We start from the raw sequence: 24,975 nt of genomic DNA on the forward strand, positions 1-24,975 counted from the left end.
AGAAACACATTGACCAAGAACGGGGTGGAGCGAAATGATTGCGAACAAAAACGTAACACAGGCCGGACAAGCTTGGACGCGGCAAGTGTCCGATCGAATGGGTACCACTGCCCAGACGTGGGGAGAAAAAGTAGCAGATTTCATAGAAAAGTGGAATGTTCTCCCCATTCTCATGGGCTTCTTATTAGGACGAGCTCTGATCGTGGAAGAGCTAACCCCCTTTGCTATACCGTATTTCATTGTCATGTTTTATATTCGCCGAGATTGCTTGCTTGTCACGGGGATGGCTCTTATTATCGGCGCTTTTACCCAGTCTGTGCCTGTTGGACTGGAAACCGCGTTGAGCGTGATACTTGCCTTGTTTGCCTGCAAATTGATGAATAAAATGCGCAAGAAAGATTTTTCACGGACGCCTTTGCTGGTCGTCGGGACGATTTTCATCAGCCGTCTGTTGTATGCGGTTCTGACCAATCAGGTAACGACCTACGAGCTTGTGATGGTAGCAGTGGAAGCGATTCTTGGCTTTGTACTGACGCTCATCTTCATCCAGTCCTTATCGATCATTCATTTGGCGAAGCCTTACGAACCTCTCAAAAATGAAGAGATCGTTTCGTTAGTCATTTTACTGGCTTCCTTGATGACGGGTACTGTGGACTGGATGGTCGAAGGCATTTCGATGGAGCATGTACTTACACGCTATTTGTTGCTCGTCTTTGCTTTTGTCGGTGGTGGCACGATCGGTGCGGCTGTTGGTGTGGTCACAGGTCTCATCCTCAGTCTGGCTAATGTGAGTGCTCTTTTACAAATCAATCTGCTCGCTTTTTCCGGTCTTTTGGCAGGCTTGCTGAAGGAAGGCGGCAAAGTCGGCGTATCCGCAGGCTTGTTGATTGGTACGGCTATTCTTGCGATTTACGGTGGAGCAGAAGAGACATTCTACTACTCCTTGATTGAAACCTCTCTGGCCATTGTGCTCTTCATTCTGACCCCTGCTGCTCTTTGGAAAAAAGTAGCCCGATTTATCCCTGGGACCCCCGAGAATCTACAATCCCATCAAGAATACATGCGCAGAGTCCGCGATGTGACTGCGGGCAAAATCCAGCAATTCTCCGATTTGTTTACGCAACTCTCCCATAGCTTTGCCCAGACAGCCGATCCTGAAGAAATAGAAGAACAGGCCGATGCCTTTCTCAGCCGCGTATCTGAATTCACCTGCCAGAAATGCTGGAAAAAAGAACAATGCTGGGAAAAAGATACGCAATCGACCTATGAGGGAATGAGCTTTTTAAGGGAAAAAGTGTATGAGCACGGTACCTTGGCAGGTGTTACTCCGCCGCGTGATTGGGAGCGCAAGTGTGTCAAAACCGAAAAGGTCATGACTGTAATGGAGCAGGAATACGATCGCCAGCAGTCGTTTGACCAGCTGAAAAAGCAGGTAAAGGAAAGCCGGATGCTTGTAGCTGACCAGCTATCGGGAGTTTCTCGTGTCATGAGTGATTTTGCCCGGGAAATACAACGAGAGGGCATGGAGCTGAGCTTTCAGGAAAAGCAGGTCTCACAAGCATTGGAGGGTTTGGGTCTGTCGGTACGCCGCGTAGAAATACACAGCTTGGAAGAAGGCAAGGTCGATATCGAAATCAGTCAGCCGACTTGCTATGGCCGCGACGAATGCGCGAAGATCGTGGCTCCCATGCTTACGGAGATTTTGGGAGAAAACATTGTGGTTCGCGAGCGGCATTGTGAAGCGCAAAAAGACGGCTCATGCACGATGTGCCTTGCTTCCGCCAAAACGTATGAAATCGATATCGGGGTCGCAGGTGCGGCCAAAGACGGTAAGCTATTATCCGGTGACAGCTTCCGCACGATGGATTTGGGTAATGGAAAAATGGCGCTGGCGATCAGCGATGGAATGGGAAATGGCGAGCGGGCATCCATAGAGAGTCAATCGGCCCTCGATATGCTCCAGCAGCTTCTGCGATCTGGTATGGACGAAAAAATTTCGATCAAAACCGTTAATTCCGTGCTCGCCCTGCGCTCCAAGGAGGAAATGTTCGCGACGGTGGACTTGGCTCTGATCGATTTGCAAACAGCTCATACGCGTTTTGTAAAAATCGGCTCCACCCCGAGCTTTGTCAAAAGAAATAAAGATGTCATCACAATCACAGCCAACAACCTGCCAGTAGGGATTTTGGAAGAAATCGAAGTGGATGTCGTATCTCGTATGCTCAAGCCAGGTGATTTGCTCGTCATGATGTCCGATGGCATCTATGAGGCGCCACGTCATATTGAGAATAGGCAAGCGTGGATGAAGCGAATCATCAGTGAACTGGAGACAAATGATCCACAGGAGGTTGCTGATTTACTATTGGAAAAAGTCATTCGCCAGCATTCCGGACAAATTGTCGATGACATGACCGTGTTGGTGGCGCGAATTGACCGCTTTGTACCACAGTGGGCTGCCATCGCGGTGCATGGGATGGAGAAGCTCGAGCGTCCACGGATTGTGAGTTAGGAGTATGTTTTCTCTATTACCCGTCGATACTGTTGCTAAAAATATCCTGCGAAGTGAAGTGGATGTATGGTCGCTGCGCGGAGCAGGGAACCTCAACAACAGTTGAGGCAATAAAAACAGATCGAATGGGGAGATTATTGTGAAAGAAGCGACACTTCGTCAAATACTGGTAGTGACAGACGGCTGCTCCAACTCGGGAATGAGTCCCGTTGCTGCAGCGGCATTGGCACGGGAGCAAGGGATTACGGTCAATGTCATTGGTGTAATCGACAAGAGTGAGCTGGGTGAAAAAGGGGAGAAGGAAATCAGGGATATTGCGGAAGCAGGTGGTGGACTCTGCGATATCGTGTTCCCCCAACAGCTTGCGCAAACGGTACAAATGCTGACGCGAAAAGCAATGACGCGCACCATTCATCAAGTGGTCAATAAAGAATTAAAAGAGATTTTGGGCGATTCCGGAATAGAGGAGCTGGCACCTGATAAAAGAGTGCAGGTGGCCGGAATGGTTGACGAGTTGGGTGAAAAAAGCAGCTTGAACGTCGTGATGCTGGTGGATACCTCAGGAAGTATGAAGCCAAAGCTGTCGGCTGTTCAGCAAGCGATACACGATTTCAGTATCAGTCTGCATTCGCGGAGTGGACAAAGCAGAATGGCGGTCGGTTCATTTCCGGGGAAACAAAAGCATCTCGATATCCGCATTCCGTGGACAGAAAAGGTCGAGCAGGCTCACCAAATTACGAGTGATTTGGCGATGAGTGGAATTACTCCTACTGGCCCCGCTATCGTAGAGGCAATTGCCCTGTTTGAGCAGGACAAGCTCCCACGCTCGCTGCAAGAGCGTTACATCGACCAAGACGAAGAGGACGACTCGAACGGAATGCTGCGTGACCATGTCTTTTAAGGCAGCCACCCCCGACCTGCCCAAGCACTTTACAGGCAAATGGAACAAAAAATCGTACCACGTCTTACGGGAGTTGGGGCGTGGTGCAAACGGGACCGTGTACTTGGTATCACAAGGTGGCGTACAGCGCGCGGTTAAGGTCGGTGTGGAAGGCATAGACATTTTAATGGAAGTGAATGTGTTGAAAAGCACACAGCAGGGGCGGGATTCCAAAGTGGGACCGCTCCTGTGCGACGTGGACGATCTCGTTGTAAACGGGAAGGCCTGTACGTTTTATGCTATGGAGTATCTTCAAGGCTTGCAATTGGATGAATATATCAAACAAGAGGGTACGGACTGGGTGGCCGTGATGATGGTTCAATTGCTGGCGCGACTGGATGTTTTGCATCAGCATGGCTATATTTTTGGTGATTTGAAACCGCAGAATGTGATGGTTACCCAAACGGACAAGCAGGTACGCTTGATTGATTTCGGTGGAGTGACCAAGCTGGGCAACGCCGTTCGGCAGTTTACGGAAGAGTATGATCGAGCTTTTTGGCACGCAGGTGATAGACGGGCTGAAGTAAGCTATGATCTGTTCTCGACAGCCGTGATGATGGTGCGTCTGACGGTTGGAACGGAAACGTGGAAAAACAGCCTTGGTGACCCACGTCACACGATATTGCTCTGTGATATAATACGAAAAAGTGACAGCCTGTACCCTTACCGGGAGCCTTTATTGAAGGCATTTCACGGTAAGTTTGCGACCGCGAAAGAAATGCGAGCGGAGCTGTTGGCAGTCTTGCGAGATAGCATGGGCGCCAAACCGCAAAAGAAGCAAAAGAAAGCGCGGACGAAAGGGAATGTAGGAGCGGGCATTAGTGGTCTTTTTGTCGCCTCGTTACTCCTATTGGCTGGCACTTTGTATTACGCATGGTTTATGTGAAGGATGTGACGGTTCGTGTCCTCAGATTTGGTGATGGATACTTGCTTGTTGGCAGGCTCGATTATTTTGAAAAACGGTGGGGAGACATATCGGACGGAAGAGACAATGGCATTGATTGCGAAGGCTGCGGGGATGGATGATGTCAACAGCTCTGCTACGCCCACGAGCATCATCTTGTCCTTTCGTTGCAGTGGACTGGATCATACAAGAATGGTTCGCACCCCCAAACGTACGACCAACCTCAATAAAATTACGCTGGTGAATGATGTTTCCCGACAGTTTGTCGGTGGGAAAATTAATTTGGAGCAAGCCTATCGGACGCTGCGTGAGATTGATCAAAAAAAGCAGATCTATCCGAAATGGTTGCAGCATCTAGCAGCCGCTACGGCCAGCGGCTCCTTTTCTATGCTTGCAGGGGGAGATTGGGGTAGTCTGATTCCTTCTGCGATGGCAGGGTTGATTGTGAATCTGAGCCAGGAATATTTAGAACAGTTTGTCCGGATGAAGTTTTTTACGGAGTTCTCTGCCGCTTTACTAGGGGGACTTTTCGCGTTGTTGACCGTGACGATCTTTCCGCAGTTGCATTTAAGCATCATTATTATTGGTGCGATGCTTCCGTTGTTTCCGGGGATCGCCATCACCAACTCGCTTCGGGATTTGATGGCTGGTGATTTGGTTGCAGGTGTTTCACGCGGAGTAGAAGCCATGCTGACAGCTGTCTCCGTAGCGGTAGCCACAGCCATTATTCTTTCGTTTACGAGGTGAGTACGATGTTGTTACAAGGATTGGCGCTTAGCTTCGCCTCTTCAGTAGCGTGGTGTGTGCTGTTCAATGTGCCGGTTCGAACCATCGTAGCGGGTGGTTTTGCCGGAGTGGTCGGTTTTCTCGTCTACTCCATTCTTCCTATCTACGGTGCAGAGGTATTGTTGTCGACGTTTGTTTCGGCTGCTGCTGTCTCTTTGCTCAGTCAGCTCTTATCTATTATACTGCGAGTTCCTTCTACGAATTTTAGTGTCGCGGGCATTATTCCACTGGTACCAGGATCGTTGGCTTACAAAGCCATGCTTGCTTTTGTGAACAACGATTATGTCGGAGGGATCACACTGGCGACCAAGACTTTGATGGTGGCTGGCGCGATTGCTTCTGGACTTATATTTGGAATTTCGGTACTGACGATTTGGAAAGGGGCCCGCTATGCTGGCAATCGTGCGCAACGAGATTGAGTCCGAGGGGCTTTTGCTTCCAGGTGAGACCATTGTTGTCGGAGTTTCCGGCGGCAACGATTCTACCGCACTGTTGCATATATTGGCTTCTCTCAATAAACAATACCAGTATAATTGGAAGCTGCATGCTGTCCATCTGAACCACGGCTTTCGTGGGGAAGAAGCAAGGAAGGACGCACTCTATGCAGAAGAGCTGTGTCGTGAACTCGGCGTGGCTTTCCACCTGTTTGAGTATGATGTCCCCGCTTATATGGAAAAAACGGGACTGGGCGGGCAAGAAGCAAGTCGCGATATTCGCTATCGGCTGTATCGAGAAGTAGGTCTGGCGCAAGGAGCGACCAAGCTGGCATTGGCCCATCATGCTGACGATCAGGTGGAAACGATTCTTTTTCGTTTTGTGCGAGGCAGCAGGTTGCATGGACTGACAGGGATGCCGAAGCGAAGAATGCTTGCGGATTGCCCGATTGAGCTCGTGCGTCCGCTCTTGCATAAAACGCGTCAAGAACTGGAAGGCTACTGTCGGGATCATCAACTCGTCCCTCGTGAGGATAGCAGCAACCAATCGCGCAAGTATACGCGCAATCTGCTGCGTCTGGATGTCATGCCCTTATTGGAAAAAGTGAATGACAAGTATCGGGAGCATATCTTGGCTGCCGCAGAGGCAATCCGGCAGGACGAAGCGCTTTTAATGAGGCTGGCGATTGAGCAGTTGAACGAGGTAACGATTGAGAAAAAACCTGAAGCATTTTTGATGGACAATGACAAGTTTCAAACTTGTGACGTTGCTTTACAAAGGAGAATGATTACTCTAATATTAAGTTATCTCTCAAAACATACCGAATGGTCTTCGCAACATGTGGAGACCGTTTTGCACATGCTAGGGGGAAGTCGCCCTTCTGCGGAATTGCATTTGCCCAATGACCTGGTAGTCGACCGGGTGTACGAGCGAATCACTTTTCGTCGTAGAAAGCGACAGGATCGCATACATACGTATAGTTACGAGCTCGCCGTTCCCGGTGTAACCTGGATCGACGAGAGTAAGGCCACGGTACATATTACTTACCTGGAAGGTCCCATGGATTGGGAGCGACTCCCGGCGAATGAAGCGGTCTTTGATGCCGATCAGTTGCCAGGATCGCTGTATTTGCGTAACCGAAAACCTGGAGACCGCCTCACCCTGTTTGGCTCAGCAGATGGAAAGAAGAAGCTAAAGGATTTATTGATTGATGCCAAATTTCCGCGAGCATGGCGTGACAAACTTCCGCTTTTGACGGCGGGCGATGAGGTGATTTTGATACCAGGTGTGCGCCGTTCCGCCGTAGCGCCTGTCAGTGGACAGACCAGGCGTTTTCTACACGTGCGGGTAGAGTTTGGAGAAGATTGGCGGGAGGTTTTTTCATGAATCAAGACATCGAGAAGATTTTGCTATCAGAAGAGGATATCGCGGTAAAAGTTCAAGAATTAGGCAAGACGCTGGCTGCAGAATACAAGGATAAAAATCCATTGGTCATCTGCGTGCTGAAAGGTGCAGTCGTTTTCATGGCTGATCTGATCCGTCACATGGATATTCCGTGCGAAATGGATTTCATGGCTGTTTCCAGCTACGGAAGCGGGACAGAATCCTCCGGCATGGTGAAAATCTTGAAGGATCTCGATACATCTGTGCAAAACAGACATGTGCTGGTTGTAGAAGACATCATGGACAGTGGGCTGACGCTGAGCCGCTTGGTAGAGCTGTTGCGCCATCGGGAAGCTGCTTCCGTAAAAGTGGTGACTCTCTTGAACAAACCAGAGCGTCGCAAGGTGGATATTTCACCAGACTATAAGGGTTACGATGTTCCAGACGAATTCGTTGTGGGATACGGCTTGGACTATGACGAGCACTACCGTAATCTGCCTTATATCGGTGTATTGAAGCCTGAGGTCTACACAAAGTAGGTTTGTTGTGGAGACTGTGCTTTCTATGATAAAATGTGAAAAGTGTCTGTTCGTGAGAGGAGGTAAGGAATGAATCGCTTTTTTCGTAATACCGGGTTCTACCTACTGATTTTTCTTGTCACGGTCGGGATCGTGAATTTCATCCTCTCCGGTACTGATAAGGTTGGGAAACTTACATATCAGGAATTCCGGATACAGCTAAAAGCTGACAACGTCACTGAGTTGGCGCTTCGACCAGAGAATGGTACTTACAGGGTCGAGGGTACGTTGGCAAAAGCTATTCCGGGACAGGAAAGTAACAAATTTTTTACCAATGTTCCTTTGTATGATTCAGATGTTGTTAAGCTAGTCGAAGAGAAAATCGATGCACAAAAGGTGAAGAATGTAGCGTTCAATCCTGCGGAGGGCAACAGCATTTGGCTCACGTTCTTGACCTCTATCATTCCTTTTGTCATCATCTTCATCCTGTTTTTCTTTCTTCTGAACAACGCCCAAGGTGGCGGAAGCCGAGTCATGAACTTCGGTAAAAGCCGCGCGAAGCTTTACAACGAAGAAAAGAAACGCGTTACCTTTGACGACGTAGCAGGAGCGGACGAAGAAAAGGCTGAGCTGGAGGAAGTCGTTGACTTCCTGAAAGACAACCGTAAGTTCAACGCGGTTGGTGCTCGTATTCCAAAAGGGGTACTGCTTGTAGGACCTCCAGGTACAGGTAAAACCTTGCTCGCTCGCGCTGTTGCAGGCGAAGCTGGTGTACCGTTCTTCAGTATCTCTGGTTCTGACTTCGTGGAAATGTTCGTTGGGGTGGGTGCATCTCGCGTACGTGACCTGTTTGAAAATGCGAAGAAAAATGCTCCTTGCATTATCTTTATTGACGAGATTGACGCTGTGGGTCGTCAACGCGGAGCTGGACTCGGCGGCGGCCACGACGAGCGCGAGCAAACTCTCAACCAGTTGCTCGTAGAGATGGACGGTTTTGGTGGAAACGAAGGGATCATCATGATCGCTGCGACCAACCGACCTGACATTCTCGACCCGGCTCTCTTGCGTCCGGGACGTTTTGACCGTCAAATTACAGTAGATCGTCCTGATATCAAAGGCCGTGAAGCGGTGCTCAAGGTTCATGCCCGCAACAAGCCGATTGGTGAAGACGTGAAGCTGGACGTGATTGCTCGGGGTACATCGGGCTTCACGGGTGCAGATTTGGAGAACTTGTTGAATGAAGCAGCTCTCTTGACTGCTCGTAGAAACAAAAAGCAAATTACCATGACAGAAGTGGATGAAGCGATCGACCGCGTAATTGCTGGTCCAGCGAAGAAGTCTCGCGTAGTGAGCGAAGACGAACGACGCCTGGTAGCCTTCCACGAAGCTGGTCATACAATCATCGGATACCATCTGAGAAATGCAGAAATGGTACATAAGGTAACAATCATTCCGCGCGGCCAAGCTGGCGGATACACAGTGATGCTGCCGAAAGAAGACCGTTTCTTTGCTACCAAAACGGACCTGCTCGACAAAATCGTCGGTCTGTTGGGTGGACGTGTTGCCGAGGAATTGGTGCTCGGGGATATTAGTACCGGGGCACATAATGACTTCCAGCGCGCGACTGCTATCGCTCGCAGCATGATTACCGAATACGGAATGAGCAAGCTCGGACCGATGCAGTTCGGTAAGAGTCAAGGACAGGTATTCCTGGGCCGCGACTATGGCAATGAGCGTAACTACTCCGATCAGATTGCATACGAGATCGATCAAGAAATGCAAAATATTATCAACGAGTGCTACGCAAAGTGTACAGAATTGCTGACGACGCACCGTGATCAGCTCGATCTGATTGCGAACACGCTGCTCCGTGTAGAGACTCTCGATGCTGAGCAGATCAAGCAATTGATCGAAACAGGTAAAATGGATAACGATCCAGAAGCAAATAAAGATGTGGTCGTGAACATTCAACCGAAGCTGGAAGAAGTAAAAGAAGAACCAAAGCAAGAAGAACCAAAGCAAGAAGATACAAACGAAGAACCGAAACAATAAGGGGCGCCTCAGGTGCCCTTTTTTGCAATATCGGAAAGTATTAAGTTACTTTTTTAAAAGGTACCGATGAAGCAATAAAGCTGGTGAGAAGAAAAAGCACAGGGCTCGCAGACCTTGACTCCTTTTTAAAGTGGAGACGGCTAGTGAATCCCCCCTGCTGACGTGTCAGAGTCCAAGAGAACTGTGCTTTTTCTTCTCCTCCACTATGTTGACTCAATGGCAAATCCAAAGTGAATGAGAGGGATTGGATATGTTGCTTACACCGGGTATGGCTGCATTTGACATGGACGGAACCTTACTGACTCACGAATCAAAGCTGACAGAAGGAACCAAAGAAGCACTTCGCCAATTACAACAGCAAGGCTGCAAACTCGTTTTGTCTACGGGCAGGATGTATGGCTCCGCTCAAATTCCGATCGAATCCTTTCCTTTTGACGGGTATGTCTGTAGCAATGGGGGTGCTGTTTTCGAAGGGGATGGCACGTTGGTCCGTAAATGGCTCCTTCCTACTGAGATGGTAATCGGTGCGATCCATGCATTGAGGCAAGAAACGATATATTATGAGCTTCATGATACCAACAGCAATCGCTGGATGATCAAAGAAGACCGTGAACGCTTGGAAGCGACCCTGAGTGAGGACGCATCTGTGGAAGGATTCTCGATCTTGAAATTTCCTTACTACAGGCTCGCTCGCGTAGAGCCATTGGCAGAGATGCTGGAAAAAGTAGAGTCCGGGGAAGTAGAAATCGTCAAGTTCTTCATCTGGCATCAAGATCCGGATCGTCTTGAGTGGGTGAAAGAGCAACTGAGGCCTTGGAGCGAGCAAGTGACGATCACTTCATCTGGCAAGCAGAATGTCGAAGTGATTCCTCAAGGGGTTTCCAAATGGGAAGGGCTTCAATACTTCTGTGAGAAATGGGGAATCTCCCCAGAGAAAGTAATGGCATTTGGCGATGAAGAAAACGATCGTGAGGCATTAACAGGCGCAGGATATTCCGTCGCAATGGAAAACGCTTCTGACGAGATCAAGCAAGTGGCCAAATATATCGCCCCACACCATAATGAGGAAGGCGTTGCCCGATTTATTCGGGAGCGCGTTCTCGGAGATAAAGGCGAGTAAGAGAATGAAAAAGCAGAAACTGCGTCTGTACAGGCCGGTTTCTGCTTTTTTCTCGTTGTTATTGAGAATTATTATCAATTATAATGGTCGTATAAATACTGGCAAGTGGAGAGTGATTGCAACGATGATGCGCAAAGAGCTTATGATTTTGTGGAACCATGCATCCGTGAAAGTATTGGATGTACGCCATCAGATCGTGCAGCCAGGTGAAAAAATAACGGCTTATCAGCTCCCGGCCAGCGTATTTTTGTTTACGGTTCGAGGTCGAGCAGTCGTGCAGCTCAATGATGTGATGTACCCGGTCCATACATTTCATGTGATTCATGGGGGCAAAGGGCTGACTCTCAACGTAAGCGTTACGGATAACGAATGGGAATCCTACATCATTTTCTATAAAGCAATAATTCCGTTGCCAAGTCGTCAGGAAATCATGAATCTCCTGAAATCCCGCAACTGGTTTTTGTCTCCTTATTCTATTGTGCCGCAGCAGCCTATCACTCTGTTGGACAAGTTGGATCATCTACGGTCCGTTTGGAACAGCGGGGATGAGGATGAATTGAGACAATTGCGGGCCAAAGGATGGTTTCATCTGTTTGTTTGCGAGCTGCTTGATCAGATGGATGAGCAAGAAGAGGGGATTACCCAACATGATCTCGTTTTCCTTGCGAAGCAATACATCCATCAACACTATGCGGAACCAATCACGCTGGAGGCAATCGCTCAGACATTGAATTACAGCATTCCGTACTTGTCGAAGCAGTTCAAGCGTCAGACGGGTCATAGTCCGATCGATTATTTGATTGGTGTGAGACTCGAAAAGGCAAAGGACTTGTTGGTGCGTACGGATGCCACTCTTCAGGAAGTGGCGGAAGGTGTCGGGTATACCGATTTCTCCTATTTCATCAGAGCCTTCAAAAAATATACGGGTCTGACTCCCGGACAATTCAAGGAGCAAGCCTTGTACGTTGATGAAGGCTCAGAATATCCTATGAAAAGGCTAAGATCAGAACTTGTCTTCCTATCGAATGAAACATACAATCTGATTGTTGTTGAAAATCATTCTCAGAGGGATAGGGGAATAGACGTGAAAGGAAGAATGCACAAGCTCGTGCTGGGGCTTGCTTTGTTACTCAGTGCATGTTCAGGTACAACGACAGGAAGTAGTGGAACGCAGCATGCTACACCCGTTGCGACTTCGGCGACAGAGGCGACTTCACAACCGACAGAGCAACAATGGCCGCGAACGTATGTGGATGCACTCGGAAAAGAAGTAGTGATTCCCAAAGAGCCGAAGCGCATTGTCGTGACTCATTTCGGGATGATGGAATACTTTTTTGTGTTAGAAACGCCACCGATTGCGTCTACACTTGCTGACCGCATGCTGACTACTTTTGAAACGTTGAAGCCATACGCGAGTACCGCAACGGTAAAAGATATCGGGGAAGTGAGGACGCCGAATCTAGAGATGATGGCAGACCTAAATCCAGATTTGATTGTCGCTTTCTCCGGGACACACAATGAAGTATACGCAGATTTAAGCAGTATTTCGCCGGTGGCCATGATTAACAATACGGAGGAACGGAGCTGGACAGAAACGCTCCGCGAATACGCCAAGCTGATCGGCAAAGAGCAATTGGCCGAGGATTATATTACGAATTTGCAGACGCTAATGGGTGAAGCCAGGGAGAAATTAGCCAAGCATAAAGACAAGTCCGTAACGTTTTTACGGGCGACAGGTGATGGAAGCACTTTTTATGTACTGGACGACAATGACGTTTCGTATGCGTACGACCAAGAAACAGGCTTGGGACTGAAGTCTCCGGGGCAGTACAAGCTGGAGGGCGATGTGATTTCACTGGAGGGTGTCACGGTTCTTAATCCAGATTATATTTTCGTGGTCGATCATGCGGACAGAATGGATACAACGATGGCAGAGTTAAACCAAAGCAAAGTATGGAAATCGTTAAAAGCCGTAAAAGAAAAGCATGTATTCCCGTTAGATGTATCGATTAGTACGAAAGGACCGTTGGCGATCAAGTATGCGACGAATAAGGTACTCGAATACATGTCCACCAACGAAAGCTTTTGAGAAAGGAGGAGGAAGGGCGAATGCAACCTATCGTGGAGGAGTTCCAAAACCGCAAGCTCACGATCTATTTACCTGAGGGCTATTATCAAAGCGAAGAGCGTTACGCGGTTGTCTATTTGCAGGATGACGGTGATTTGATTGACCCGAAGGATAGTGATGTTCTTCGGAAGAGTAGAGAATTAACCGCGACAAATCAACTGACAGGCTTGTTATTTGTCGGTATTGAATCGTTCGACCGAAATGATGAGTATACGCCGTTTGTGTCGCCGAATATTTTTGAGCCGGGGTCCGGCAAGCAGTTTGGCGGAAACGCTTCTGTTTATGCCGATTTTCTCGCCAATAGATTGAAGCCGTACATCGACAGCAAATACCGCACATTACAGGAGCGAGAGTACACCGGGATCATGGGTTTTTCCTTTGGGGGACTCATTTCCGTCTACACAGGGTTACGCTATCCCGATGTTTTTGGACGGGTTGGCAGCTTTTCCGGCTCCTTCTGGTTCCCGGGGATCGTAGATTGGATCGAGCAGCTCACCATTCGTGATACAGGCCAGCGCCTTTACATGAATTTGGGTCATGCGGAGGGCTCCGGTCGAACGAACGGACAGCAATGGATGGTGCCAAATAGCAAAAGAGTTCATCAATATTTGCTGCAAAATGGTTTTCATGAGGACTCGATCCGACAGGTAATTTATGAGAGCAACTTCCACTCGTTTGACTTGGGTGTGCAATACGTACCAGAAGCACTGCAATGGTTGTTCAACGAGGAGTAGTTTCGTTCAGACGTAACCACGTTGACAAGGTGAGGTTATACGCTTACAATGACCGTAAATTATGACACCACCGTAGGGGGATTTTTTCCATGGACGCTTTAGCGTTAGAAAAAAAAGCCCAGCGCAACGCTGAGTTACGTGAACGACTGCTGCAGCTGAAGAAAGAGCGTAATGCCATCATTCTTGCTCACTTTTACCAACGTCCCGAGATTCAGGAGGTCGCTGACTTCATTGGAGATTCCTTTGGGTTGGCGCAAAAAGCGAAAGAAACGGATGCCGATGTGATTTTGTTCTGTGGCGTTCACTTTATGGGAGAAAGTGCAAAAATTCTCAATCCCCAGAAGACCGTCATTATTCCCGATGAACGGGCTGGCTGTCCGATGGCGGACATGGTGAACGTAGACGGGCTCCGCAAGCTCAAGGCACAGCATCCAAATGCAAAGGTAGTGGCTTACATCAATACTTCTGCGGATGTCAAAGCAGAAACTTACATCTGCTGTACGTCGTCCAACGCGAAGCGCGTGATCGAGTCGATCGACAGTGAGGAGATCATTTGGGTGCCGGACAAAAACCTCGGCCACTATGTATCCCAATTCACGGACAAGAAAATGATTATTTGGGAAGGGTACTGCAACACGCATGACCAATTGTCTGTAGAAGACATCATGACGTTGAAGCAGCAACACCCTGAGGCTGTGGTTGTCGTTCATCCGGAGTGCCGCCCAGAAGTGGTATCCCTGGCTGACTACGTTGGTTCCACGACCGGAATTTTGAAATACTGCCGTGAGTCTTCGCACAAAGAGTTTATTATCGGAACGGAAGACGGCACACGCTACATGCTGGAAAAGGACAGCCCGGACAAAACGTTCATTTTCGCTTCCAAGTACCTCGTTTGCCCGAATATGAAGGTGAACAACCTGAAAAAGTGCGTCGAGGCGCTGGAGAATATGAAGCCGGAGATTTTTGTTCCGAAGGATGTTGCTGATGCGGCGCGCGCTTCCTTGGAGCGCATGCTTGCGGTAGCTCCTGCTTAAGGGGCAGTCTGATGCAAAAAGGGAGTAGAGCTTAGAGGGCTTTACTCCCTTTTTCTATTAGGAGGCTTTGGTCAAAGGCTGGATGTCTTTTCGTCGGTAAATGTTCAGGACGAGTCCTATCAAGGCCATTTGCAATACGGTATGCACGATTCCAAAGCCAACGAATGGTAGATTCACAGTGATAGGGGGAGCCAGACCGACAGTCATGAAAATACCCCAGAAAAACGGCGTGAAAAAGAGTACAACCATACCGGATAACAGCAAGGATCCGTATACATCTTTTACTCGTCTGATGGCATGGAGCAAACGAAGCAACAGCATAACCCCCAGAATGAAAAAGGCTATCCCTACAATTGGTCCAAAGATATACACCATGTAGGCAAAAATATAGTCAGATTCAAGGGCGGGCAATGCATCTAGAGAGGCACCGAAGCCTTGTCCCCATAAGGTAGCTGACTGGATGGCTTTCAAGGATTGAATGATGATATATCCTCTTCCATCCGGCTCGAGGTACGGATTCAGGAAGTAAAACAGACGATCTAGCTGATAAGGTTTAGCGAACAGGTAAACCATCCCTCCGACACACGCGAAAACCATAGCGAAGAAGCTCAGTATAACAAGCTTTTTAGGCTTAGCGGCAATCACGAGCGCGATGTAGCCACCGACGTATAAGAGAACGGCAAATTCGTATTTGCCTAACGCGAGAAGAAGGCAAGGGGGTAGGAAGTACGAAATCACTTTTACGATGGTGTAGCGATTGTGCTCCTTCCACTCTGTGAAAATTCCTGCGAGGGCTACGATGAATAGGAAGGGACTGATTCCAATGAAATGGAGTGGAGAATCTCCGATGTTCAGATACTGGATACCGGCTATAGGTCTCCCTGCGTCCAGTGTATATAGGAGTAAGATCATCGTGCCGTAATACAGAAACTTACTATATCTCTTTAATTTACTGTAATCCCAAAAGAGAATCGCCACGAGGACGACTGTTCCGATCATGATACCGACTAGTTGTCTCCCGATCAAATTGCGATTATCTTCCGCAATATGAAGAGAATACAGGGTAATCAGCCCGATAGCGAGCAGGATTCCCACAATCGAAACAATTCCCCACTCCATCCGCGGTTTATGCGCCTGATGGAGGTGACGCCCTACATCGACAGGATCACCCATCTCCGCAATCGCAATTCGAGTGGCTTCATCTTCCTTATATCCAGCCTCACGATAATCCTCGATCTTTTCGGCGAAATGATTCCCCATCTCAAGCGTAATCGCTGCATGAACCTCTTTGTTTTTGATCTGATCGCAAACTTCTTCTATGTAACGCGCAATTCGCTTGTTTTCGCTCATGTTGCCTGCCCTCCCAACACGGAGTCAACAGCGGTACGAAAAGATTCCCACTCCTGTTTTTTCTCTTTGAGATGCTTCTTGCCTTCGCGGGTGATTTGATAGTATTTGCGTTTTCGCTCTCCTTCACCTTCGCTCCAAAACGCCTCGACCTTTCCCTCAGACTCAAGGGTATGAAGAATGGGATAGAGGGTGCCTTCCTTGAGCGACAGCACACCATTTGAGCTCGTTTCCATCGTCTTGATCATCTCATAGCCGTACATTGCCTTTTGTTCCAGCAAGGTAAGAATGAGAATGACCGTACTGCCTTTCATCAACTCTTTGTTAACTGCCATAGCTACCTCCTTATACCCCGGATTTCGATACCTCGAATATCTATGTATGATTCTATTCCATAAAAGGGAAAAAAGAAAGACTTCCTCATCGGGAAGTCTTGTTATATGTGTTTAGGAAGGCATCGGGGTAGGAGTTGGTTTTCCATAGCCTTGCCCATAGGTTTGATCTATGTAGTTACGAATTTCTTTTGTAGATTTGCCTTCTTCTTTCATCTTGCCGGAAATAACGGCGATTTCCATGCATACGCCGCAACGAGTGCCGTGGTCATCCCAGACAATGGAGCCATCAGACTTTTCTTCTTTGATGAAGCAGTTGCCATTATGCTCGTGTCCAGCACTTTCACCACAACCACAATAGCATGGAATGGATTTGAGCAGCTCACGATTTGCCGCAGCAACTTTGTAGGATCCGATAATGACAGGGTCTTGGTTGTCTAAAAATTTTGGTAGCTGATCAGCGGAAGCAGTCAATTCCTGCAAATCACCATTGGGGGCGTGCTGCGTGTGATCGCTATGATTCTGTTCAGCTTGATCAGTAGAGCCACAGCCGGCAGTAAGCAGAGCTGCGGTGATAAAAGTAATGGCTAACCATGAGTTACGTTTCATCTTGGACATACCTCCTGCCAGTTATTTTATCATAATGAGATGGAGAAATTGTGAAGCTGGGAGAGAAGATGAACACTTATGATGTTTAAATCGGAATAAATCCTATTTACTTTTTGGGCGCCTCTCCGTATAATGAAAAACGACGAGAACGTAAATCGGAATCATTTTGAATTAGAGCAGGAGGAAATATAGATGAAAAGAGCTATGTTGGCAGCCCTAAGTTTCATTACGGCAGTGGGGCTGGTAGGATGTGGAGCAGCGAACGAAACGGCTGGTACTCCGCAAACTGGCAGTGACGCGTCCGGGAAGCCAAAAGTATACACGACGATTTATCCCTTGGAATATGTAGCGAAGCGAATCGGCGGTGAACACGTGGAGGTAACGAATCTGGTTCCCGCTGGCGTAGAGCCTCACGACTTCGAACCAACTGCAAAAGACATGGTCGCTCTGGCCGGAGCTGATATTTTCGCCTATAACGGCAGTGGTTTGGAGCTGTGGGTAGAGAAGGCTGTAACCAACCTCGACAAAAACAAGACAACGATCGTTAATGCGACGGAAGGTCTCGAGCTGATTAGTGAAGCTGAACATGAGCATGAAGGAGAAGGACACACAGAAGAAAGTCACGCAGAAGAAGCAGGGCATGACCACGGCGATTTGGACCCTCATGTATGGCTCGATCCGATGCAACTGAAGGCACAGGCAGAGAAGGTCAAAAATACGCTCGTACAAAAGGATCAAGCGCACGCTGCCGATTATGAAAAGAACTACACACAACTAGCAACAGACCTGGAGCAGCTGGATAAAGAGTTCAAAGATATGGTTACGCAAGCACCGAAGAAAGAATTCATGGTTTCTCACAGCGCATTCAGCTATATGGCAAAACGCTACGGGCTGGAGCAAGTAGCAATCTCTGGGGTCAATCCTTCTGATGAGCCATCTACAGCAGAGTTGAAGCGCTTGGTGGAGCATGTAAAAGAACACAACATTTCTTATGTGCTGTTCGAGACGTTGGTTTCTCCGAAGGTAGCGGAAGTGATTGCGAAGGAGGCTGGCGTGAAGACAGCCACGCTCAATCCGTTGGAAGGTTTGACGGAAGATGACGTGAAAGCAGGTCGCGATTACTTGTCCATCATGCGCGACAATATGAATACATTAAAGACTGCACTCCAATAAGCTTTCCCTCGAAAAGATGTCGCTTCCCAGGCGGCATTTTTTCGTTAGTAGGATGCTTGTGGTTCGGGCAAAATCGTAGTACGATGAAAGGAATCAAATAAGAACAAATCCGATTTAAGGGATGGATATTTCATGGAACCACATAAACAAGAGGTGCCTGTCATTAAGCTCACAGGCGTCTCCTTTCAATATGAAGACAAACAGGTTCTCGATGAGGTTGAATTCACACTGGAGCGCGGAGACTTTGTGGGCATCGTCGGGCCGAATGGATCAGGAAAATCTACGCTGATGAAGCTGATTTTGGGTCTATTGACGCCAAACAAAGGAACAGTTGAGCTGTTCGGGCAACCACTATCCAAGTTTCGTGAATGGAATCGCATTGGATACGTCGCTCAACAGGTCGCGCATGGAGCGGGTGGATTTCCGGCGACAGTGCGAGAAGTCGTGTCATCTGGATTGGTCGGTAAAGTAGGCCTTTTTCGCAGACTGACGAAACAGCACCATGAGAGTGTACGAGCTGCGGTGGAGCGAGTCGGCTTGTTGGAGAAGCTGGATCAACGTATCGGCAACTTGTCCGGTGGGCAATTGCAGCGCGTATTCATAGCGCGTGCTCTCGTAGCTGAACCGGAGCTGTTGATCCTCGATGAGCCAACAGTCGGGGTCGATCAGGAATCGATCGATCAATTTTACAGCTTGCTTCGTTCGCTGAAGGAAGAGAACGGATTGACGATGATGATCGTCAGCCACGATGTGGGAGTCATGTCGCAATGGGTGACCAAGGTGGCTTGTGTGCAGAAGAAAATTCACTTCCACGGAACAGCGCACGATTTTGAGCATAACCAAGAAAAAATCTTGCAAAGTATGTACGGTGATTCGGTCAGACTGCTGTCTCATCATCATTAAGCTTTGTAAATAGGTAAGAAAGAAGGAATATGCACATGCTTGCTGATTGGTGGCAGTATGACTTTTTGCGGTATACCCTGTTTTCAGGGATTTTAATTGGTCTGATCTGTCCTATTTTGGGCACGTTTCTCATTGTTCGTCGCTTGTCGATGATGGCAGATGGCTTGTCACACGTCACGCTTTCCGGTGTAGCTGCTGGGATGCTCATTTCCAAAAAGGTCGCCTTCTTCTCCGCAGTCAATCCGCTGTTTTTCGGAATGTTGTTTGCGGTGATCGGTTCGTTGTTCATCGAGCGGCTGCGTAAGGTGTACAAAGCGTATCAGGATTTGGCGATTCCGATTATTTTGTCCGCGGGACTTGGGCTGTTTACGGTATTGATCAGTATCGCAGACGGTTTTAATGCAGATTTGTATTCGTACTTGTTCGGAAAAATCGTTACAGTGTCCATCGAAGACCTGTATGCGCTGATTGGTGTAGCAGTTGTTGTTTTAGGGACAGTTTTGTTGATTTACAAGGAGCTTTTCGCGGTCTCCTTCGACGAGGAGTTCGCTCGCGTCTCTGGCGTGGCAAGGCGTTCGATCAACCTGTGGTTTATGGTGCTCGTCGCTCTGACGATTGCGGCTTCCATGCGTATAGTCGGTGTCCTGTTAATCTCGGCGCTGATTACCCTTCCGGTGGCTGCCAGTTTGCAAATCGCGAAAAGCTTTCGACAAACGATTTTCTTGTCGATTTTGTTTGCGGAGTTTTCCGTGCTGAGCGGTTTGTATTTTGCCTATCTCCTTGATTGGGCATCTGGTGGTACAATTGTATTGATGGCAGTACTGGTTATGCTGGTTGTATTGGGTGTAAAGAAGCTGCGGGTCGCTTTCCGGTAAGAGTTAACCGGATATGACAAAAGGAAGGAGTGTTTGTCGATGAAAGTAGAAGAAGCGCTGCAAATATTGAAAGAACATGGTTTCAAGTATACCGGCAAGCGGGAGGAGATGATTCGAATCTGCGCGGCCGAGAAGCGATACCTGTCTGCCAAAGATATTATGGAGAGAATCAAGGAGCAGTATCCAACACTCAGCTTCGATACCGTCTATCGCAACATTTCCACTTTTGTTGAGCTGGGGATTCTGGAAGAGACGGAGCTGGACGGGGAAGGCAGATTCCGTTTGGCCTGTTCGACAGATGGACACCATCATCACCATGTGATTTGTACGGAATGTGGAAAGACTTCTTCTTTGCCAGGATGTCCGATGAATATCATTTCTGCGGTACCGGAAGAGTTTCAAGTGACGGGGCACAAGTTCGAGGTATATGGCACGTGTAAGGAATGTGTAACGCATTCGAATTAATCGGATAGAGGGGAGTGCTCGCTTTTGCGGGCGCTCTTTTTTTGCATCTCCTTCAAGCGTGTATTTGCTATAATGGGTGGAAAATCATCAGTTACAAGAGAGAAGGGACACAGTCATGATTCCCCGTTATATTGTGGACTTTGATTTGCACACCTTACCTCGGATGAGGGCAGATGTAGCTGTTATTGGAGCAGGAATTGCTGGGTTGTATACGGCGTTGCAAACGAGTGAGTATGCCGATGTGGTGTTGATCAGCAAGAAGGGACTCGATGATAGTAACACACGCTGGGCTCAGGGAGGGATCGCTGCTGTAACAGCCCAATCAGATTCCCCAGCCCTTCATCGACAGGATACGTTAATCGCTGGAGCAGGTCTTTGCTCGTATAACGCTGTGGAAGTCCTGGTGCATGAAGGCCCTGATCGCTTGCATGAACTGATTGCATATGGAACGGAATTTGACCGGGATGAACAAGGGCAGTACGAGCTGACACAGGAAGGCGCGCATAGCAAACGACGAATTTTGCATGCGAACGGAGATGCCACTGGGGCAGAGATCGTCCGCGCTTTGTCCAAGCGTGTGATGGAGCAGCCAAACATTCAGGTTTTGGAATATCATTTTGCAGTGGATGTCATCACGCAGGATGGCGAATGCGTGGGTGTCCTCGTGCGGAAGCCGAATGGCGAACTGTTTTTTCTGGAAGCAAAAGCAACGGTGCTGGCTACAGGAGGTGCAGGTCAGCTTTACCGTTATACGACGAATCCGCAAATCGCCACGGCAGATGGGATCGGCATCGCGTATCGGGCGGGTGCTCGCATTAAAGATGTGGAATTTATCCAGTTTCATCCGACTGCGCTTTACTATCCGGGAGCCCCGCGCTTTTTGATTTCGGAAGCCGTTCGTGGGGAGGGTGCCATTTTGCGCAACAGCAATGGTGATCGTTTCATGGACAAGTACCATCCGCAAAAAGAGCTGGCTCCGCGTGATATTGTCGCCCGGGCGATTGTTTCTGAGATGGAACAGACGAAGTCTACGTTCGTGTATCTCGACATCACTCACGAATCGGAAGAGCTTATTAAGCGTCGTTTTCCGACGATTTATAATTTTTGCTTACAATACGGGCTCAATATGGTGACAGATTGGATTCCGGTAGCTCCTGCTTGCCATTATATTATGGGAGGAGTTCAGACTGACTTGAACGGGGAGACCTCGACGAAGCGGCTTTTTGCATGTGGAGAAGCATCCTGCACAGGGGTACACGGAGCGAATCGACTGGCCAGCAACTCATTATCGGAAGCGGTTGTGTTCGGTCACCGGATAGCGGAGCGGATCAAGCAGCTGGCTGATTTGCAGAGTATTCATCCCTTCCAGATTGTTTCCAAGCAAAAACTGCCCCAAACGTTCAATACACGTGAACAACGATTGAAAATGCAAAAGCTCATGCTGCGGCATGTCAGTGTGAAGCGCGACGAAAAAGGATTAACGAAAGCACTAGCAGAGCTTGCGCGAATGGAGCAATACTACCAGTACGAGCCTGAGAGCCTGGAAACGTTTGAATTCTTCAATCTGCTGAATGCTGCCGTCCTGACAACGAGAGCGGCACTGTTGCGGGAAGAAAGTAGAGGCGGGCATTATCGTACTGATTTTCCGAATAAAGATGACTTGCTATGGCGGAAGCATTTGATCCAGTCCGTAGAAGATGGTGTCCAAGAGGAGTGTGAGAAGCATGATGTGGAATAAACGGGAGCTTCAGCGAAAAATAGAGGAATGGCTACAGGAAGATGTAGGATTTGGTGATGTGACGACGATGAGCACGATTCCTGAATCGGAGCAGGGTATCGGCATTTTATATGCGAAAGAAGCGGGAATCGTGGCAGGCTTGCCGATTGCAGAGCAAGTATTTGCCACGGTTGATTCTGCCCTCGTCTTTGAGGCAAAAGTAGAAGAAGGAGCACGAGTCGAGGTTGGTCAGCAGATCGCCGAAGTCAGCGGCTCGGTTCGTTCGATTTTGAGCGGAGAGCGGCTTGCTCTTAATTTAATGCAACGTTTGTCTGGGATTGCCACGAAAACGAGTGAATACGCAACGGCCGTCGCAGGGACGAAAGCACGAGTTGTCGATACGCGGAAGACTACGCCAGGGCTGAGGGCTTTGGAAAAGTACGCGGTTCGAGTCGGGGGAGGCTACAATCACCGTTTTGCCTTGTATGATGCCGTGATGATCAAGGACAATCATATCAAAGGAGCGGGCGGTATCGCGCAAGCTGTTGCAGCGGCCCGCGCAGTTATTCCCCATACGATGACAGTAGAGGTAGAGGCCGAATCGTTCGAACAGGTTCAGGAAGCATTGGCAGCTGGTGCAGATACGATCATGCTCGACAACATGACACTCGATCAAATGGTGGAAGCTGTGCAGTTTATCGATGGACGAGCCATTGTCGAGGCATCTGGCGGTGTCAGTCTGGAGACGATTGGTGACATTGCAAAAACGGGCGTAGATATCATTTCGGTAGGGGCTCTGACTCATTCTGTCAAAGCGTTTGATATCAGCCTCGATCTGAATACGCGCAAGCGATAAGGAGCGAGCTCGATGTTATTGGTGATAGATATAGGCAACTCCAATATTGTGTTGGGCTTGTATGAAGGCGACGAGCTCCAACACCATTGGAGAGTGTCCACAGATCGTAACAAAACGGAAGACGAGTACGGCATGCTCGTCAAAAGCTTGTTTGGTAGCGTGGGGCTTGGCTTTGAACAGGTGAGAGGTGTTATTATCTCGTCTGTCGTTCCACCTCTAAACCTCACAATTGAACGCATGTGTGGGAAGTACATGCAACAAAAAGCGTTGATTGTCGGACCGGGTATCAAGACGGGATTGAACATCAAGTATGAGTATCCGCGAGAGGTAGGCTCCGATCGAATCGTGAACGCTGTTGCTGCGATTCATCATTATGGTGCACCGCTCATTGTTGTCGATTTTGGTACGGCGACGACCTTTTGCTATGTGGACGAGCGGGCACAGTATTGGGGAGGGGCGATTGCTCCCGGTATTGGGATATCAACTGAGGCACTCTTCACTCGTGCTGCCAAGCTGCCACGAATCGAAATCGCCAAGCCTGCAAGTGTAGTCGGCCGTAATACGATAGCGGCGATGCAGTCCGGCATTTTCTATGGGTTTATCGGTCAGGTCGAAGGCATTGTACGTAGAATCATGGATGAATACGGTACGCGACCTACCGTAGTTGCTACGGGAGGGATGGCAGCGCTATTTGCCAATGAGACGTCTTGTATTCATGTCGTGGATCAGAACCTTACCCTTAAAGGACTTCGTTTGATTTATGAGCGGAATCAATCATAGAGGATGTCGAACATATTTGCAGAAAAACATTTCAGGATCATCTGGATCTAGGTGAGTCAGGGTTCCGCAGTGAGCGTATCCGAGTTTTAGACAGAGGCGTTGCATTTTTTCGTTGGAAAGGTTAGTAGAAGTGAACAATTTCTCCGTAGGGGAGATCGTTTCCAGATAGTGCATCATCTCCTCGCCAACCCCGCGTTTTTGATAGTGAGGGTGAACAATGAGCAGATGAATAAAGCTGTTCTTAAAAAACGATTGATTGATGATGGCAAAACCGACGATATTCATGTCGATTAACGCCACGTAGCAATGCCCTTGCTCGATGGCTTCTTGAAGTTCAGGTGAACGACTGGTTGAACCGAGCACCTTTGAATCAATCATACAGACAGCAGGAATGTCTTGAGGAGTAGCGAGACGGATCGAGGTCATCGATTTCAAATCCTTTCTACTTGTAAATCGTTGCTAATGTTGTATGGAATGGAAAAAGGGTGTTAAACTATTGGTAGAGATATTGAATATCCGACATATAAATAAAGGAGCCAAACCGTTGCAGCGGCAAGGCTCCTGAGACAAGTAGCTGTGGAACACCCACGGCGCGCATGATACTAAAACAGCGAACCCACCGTCAGGCGGTCAACCTTTGGCGGTGGGTTTTCGCTTGTTACGCCACTTTCTTATCCATCGGTAGAGCTTCCTGCAGCTAAACCAGAGGCTTAGCAAGGTTGCCAGTACTTTTAGGAAAAGGTAAAGCGTGCCGAGCGAGACCATCAGCATCACCCCCTTTACAGGAAGCTGTGCCGTGGTCGTCCACCGCCAGTCTTGTCTTGAGTTAAATTATACCATTTGAACATTCCTTATGGTGAGATCTCTTGTTAGTGTAGTTACGAGCTGGCTCGACAAAAAGAGTGACCTTCAGCGAGTAACATTGCGACTGACAGGTAATGATATATACGTGTTTCACATCCGTGGATGGGGACAGAGAAAAAAGTTGAGATTTTCAATACTTTTCGTTGACAGCACATGCTCCACGCGCTACAATGGCTATTGTGCCTAGCAGAAAAGTTATGTCACATTGAACTTTTTAAGTTTTTTTAAAAAAGTTCTTGCGTTTCAGATGAAAGCATGCTAACATATGAATTCTGAAAGGCAAACAAGCGGATCGCTTTGATCCACTTCAAATATACGGATGGATGTCCGAGCGGCCGAAGGAGCACGATTGGAAATCGTGTAGGCGGTGTCGAACCGTCTCGTGGGTTCAAATCCCACTCCATCCGCCATCACTTTCTTAGAAATGGCCCGTTGGTGAAGCGGTTTAACACAGCAGCCTTTCACGCTGTCATACAGGGGTTCGAATCCCCTACGGGTCACCTAGAAAAAC

Annotated in this window: 23 protein-coding genes and 2 tRNA genes; 21 read left to right on the forward strand and 4 right to left on the reverse strand. The window is 48.4% G+C overall.

Translation table 11 applies throughout. The features are described 5' to 3' along the window. The first annotated feature begins 34 nt into the window (after nt 1-34). The 12 genes from spoIIE to nadA all read left to right on the forward strand — a co-directional run bounded on the left by spoIIE (nt 35) and on the right by nadA (nt 14,543). The gene (spoIIE, locus tag POF51_RS28440) at nt 35-2,509 is read left to right on the forward strand and encodes a stage II sporulation protein E (RefSeq protein WP_271756543.1); all 2,475 of its coding nucleotides are present in this window, start codon (nt 35-37) and stop codon (nt 2,507-2,509) included. 139 nt (nt 2,510-2,648) lie between these two features. Continuing rightward, nucleotides 2,649-3,410, forward strand: coding sequence for a vWA domain-containing protein (locus POF51_RS28445; RefSeq protein ID WP_069852593.1), 762 nt, complete (start codon nt 2,649-2,651; stop codon nt 3,408-3,410). Continuing rightward, on the forward strand, nt 3,400-4,335 hold the full coding sequence (locus POF51_RS28450) for a serine/threonine protein kinase (RefSeq protein ID WP_244195866.1): 936 nt from the start codon (nt 3,400-3,402) through the stop codon (nt 4,333-4,335). The genes POF51_RS28445 and POF51_RS28450 overlap by 11 nt, the downstream gene beginning before the upstream one ends. Before the next feature lie 15 nt (nt 4,336-4,350). Then, complete coding sequence (locus POF51_RS28455; RefSeq protein WP_017246958.1) at nt 4,351-5,100, forward strand: threonine/serine exporter family protein; 750 nt, start codon at nt 4,351-4,353, stop codon at nt 5,098-5,100. 5 nt (nt 5,101-5,105) lie between these two features. Then, nucleotides 5,106-5,558, forward strand: coding sequence for a threonine/serine exporter family protein (locus POF51_RS28460; protein WP_069852597.1), 453 nt, complete (start codon nt 5,106-5,108; stop codon nt 5,556-5,558). Next, a complete protein-coding gene (gene tilS / locus POF51_RS28465; RefSeq protein WP_069852599.1) occupies nt 5,530-6,960 on the forward strand; it encodes a tRNA lysidine(34) synthetase TilS in 1,431 nt (476 codons plus the stop codon). Before POF51_RS28460 ends, tilS begins: the two co-directional genes overlap by 29 nt. Further along, the gene (gene hpt / locus POF51_RS28470) at nt 6,957-7,496 is read left to right on the forward strand and encodes a hypoxanthine phosphoribosyltransferase (protein WP_017246961.1); all 540 of its coding nucleotides are present in this window, start codon (nt 6,957-6,959) and stop codon (nt 7,494-7,496) included. Before tilS ends, hpt begins: the two co-directional genes overlap by 4 nt. Nucleotides 7,497-7,565: 69 nt before the next feature. Beyond that, nucleotides 7,566-9,527 (forward strand): ATP-dependent zinc metalloprotease FtsH, encoded by a 1,962-nt coding sequence (ftsH, locus tag POF51_RS28475; protein ID WP_069852601.1) that lies wholly within the window; start codon nt 7,566-7,568, stop codon nt 9,525-9,527. A 250-nt stretch (nt 9,528-9,777) separates the two neighbouring features. After that, nucleotides 9,778-10,647 (forward strand): HAD family hydrolase, encoded by an 870-nt coding sequence (locus POF51_RS28480; protein ID WP_106836633.1) that lies wholly within the window; start codon nt 9,778-9,780, stop codon nt 10,645-10,647. Between the two features lie 4 nt (nt 10,648-10,651). Continuing rightward, nucleotides 10,652-12,736 carry an AraC family transcriptional regulator gene (locus POF51_RS28485; protein WP_271756544.1) on the forward strand — a complete coding sequence of 695 codons (2,085 nt, stop codon included), beginning with the start codon at nt 10,652-10,654 and terminating at the stop codon, nt 12,734-12,736. Between the two features lie 20 nt (nt 12,737-12,756). Continuing rightward, nucleotides 12,757-13,509 carry an alpha/beta hydrolase gene (locus POF51_RS28490; RefSeq protein WP_271756545.1) on the forward strand — a complete coding sequence of 251 codons (753 nt, stop codon included), beginning with the start codon at nt 12,757-12,759 and terminating at the stop codon, nt 13,507-13,509. A gap of 89 nt (nt 13,510-13,598) precedes the next feature. Further along, nucleotides 13,599-14,543: a quinolinate synthase NadA gene (nadA, locus tag POF51_RS28495; RefSeq protein WP_069852610.1), complete on the forward strand. Its 945-nt coding sequence runs from the start codon at nt 13,599-13,601 to the stop codon at nt 14,541-14,543. A 57-nt stretch (nt 14,544-14,600) separates the two neighbouring features. Here nadA and POF51_RS28500 read toward each other — a convergent pair whose 3' ends face one another. The 3 genes from POF51_RS28500 to POF51_RS28510 form a co-directional block, all read right to left on the reverse strand. Then, entirely contained in the window at nt 14,601-15,893 is a 1,293-nt protein-coding gene (locus POF51_RS28500; protein WP_271756546.1) for an FtsW/RodA/SpoVE family cell cycle protein, read from the reverse strand. Then, nucleotides 15,890-16,225 (reverse strand): PadR family transcriptional regulator, encoded by a 336-nt coding sequence (locus POF51_RS28505; protein WP_017246969.1) that lies wholly within the window; start codon nt 16,223-16,225, stop codon nt 15,890-15,892. The genes POF51_RS28500 and POF51_RS28505 overlap by 4 nt, the downstream gene beginning before the upstream one ends. A 111-nt stretch (nt 16,226-16,336) precedes the next feature. Beyond that, nucleotides 16,337-16,831 carry a PCYCGC domain-containing protein gene (locus tag POF51_RS28510; RefSeq protein WP_069852618.1) on the reverse strand — a complete coding sequence of 165 codons (495 nt, stop codon included), beginning with the start codon at nt 16,829-16,831 and terminating at the stop codon, nt 16,337-16,339. Between the two features lie 192 nt (nt 16,832-17,023). Between POF51_RS28510 and POF51_RS28515 the strand changes: the two genes are divergently transcribed. The 7 genes from POF51_RS28515 (at nt 17,024) to POF51_RS28545 (ending at nt 23,600) form a co-directional block, all read left to right on the forward strand. Continuing rightward, nucleotides 17,024-18,004 carry a metal ABC transporter substrate-binding protein gene (locus tag POF51_RS28515; RefSeq protein WP_069852623.1) on the forward strand — a complete coding sequence of 327 codons (981 nt, stop codon included), beginning with the start codon at nt 17,024-17,026 and terminating at the stop codon, nt 18,002-18,004. Between the two features lie 132 nt (nt 18,005-18,136). Next, a complete protein-coding gene (locus tag POF51_RS28520) occupies nt 18,137-18,907 on the forward strand; it encodes a metal ABC transporter ATP-binding protein (protein WP_069852625.1) in 771 nt (256 codons plus the stop codon). Nucleotides 18,908-18,942: 35 nt separating this feature from the next. After that, nucleotides 18,943-19,782: a metal ABC transporter permease gene (locus POF51_RS28525; protein ID WP_007729939.1), complete on the forward strand. Its 840-nt coding sequence runs from the start codon at nt 18,943-18,945 to the stop codon at nt 19,780-19,782. Between the two features lie 39 nt (nt 19,783-19,821). Continuing rightward, nucleotides 19,822-20,247: a Fur family transcriptional regulator gene (locus POF51_RS28530; RefSeq protein WP_016740938.1), complete on the forward strand. Its 426-nt coding sequence runs from the start codon at nt 19,822-19,824 to the stop codon at nt 20,245-20,247. A gap of 115 nt (nt 20,248-20,362) precedes the next feature. Beyond that, nucleotides 20,363-21,985: an L-aspartate oxidase gene (gene nadB, locus POF51_RS28535; RefSeq protein WP_069852628.1), complete on the forward strand. Its 1,623-nt coding sequence runs from the start codon at nt 20,363-20,365 to the stop codon at nt 21,983-21,985. Beyond that, nucleotides 21,972-22,820 carry a carboxylating nicotinate-nucleotide diphosphorylase gene (nadC, locus tag POF51_RS28540; RefSeq protein WP_017246973.1) on the forward strand — a complete coding sequence of 283 codons (849 nt, stop codon included), beginning with the start codon at nt 21,972-21,974 and terminating at the stop codon, nt 22,818-22,820. The genes nadB and nadC overlap by 14 nt, the downstream gene beginning before the upstream one ends. 12 nt (nt 22,821-22,832) lie before the next feature. Beyond that, nucleotides 22,833-23,600 (forward strand): type III pantothenate kinase, encoded by a 768-nt coding sequence (locus POF51_RS28545; RefSeq protein ID WP_069852630.1) that lies wholly within the window; start codon nt 22,833-22,835, stop codon nt 23,598-23,600. Here the strand turns inward: POF51_RS28545 and POF51_RS28550 are convergent. Then, the gene (locus POF51_RS28550) at nt 23,595-24,026 is read right to left on the reverse strand and encodes a GNAT family N-acetyltransferase (RefSeq protein ID WP_017246975.1); all 432 of its coding nucleotides are present in this window, start codon (nt 24,024-24,026) and stop codon (nt 23,595-23,597) included. The two genes, POF51_RS28545 and POF51_RS28550, sit on opposite strands and share 6 nt — an antisense overlap. A 755-nt stretch (nt 24,027-24,781) precedes the next feature. Between POF51_RS28550 and POF51_RS28555 the strand changes: the two genes are divergently transcribed. Further along, nucleotides 24,782-24,874: transfer RNA gene (locus POF51_RS28555), tRNA-Ser, on the forward strand. Nucleotides 24,875-24,890: 16 nt separating this feature from the next. Continuing rightward, a tRNA-Glu gene (locus POF51_RS28560) sits at nt 24,891-24,964 on the forward strand. The last annotated feature ends 11 nt before the right edge of the window (nt 24,965-24,975 follow it).

The organism is Brevibacillus sp. AG, from assembly GCF_028369215.1.
Taxonomy (GTDB): domain Bacteria; phylum Bacillota; class Bacilli; order Brevibacillales; family Brevibacillaceae; genus Brevibacillus; species Brevibacillus porteri.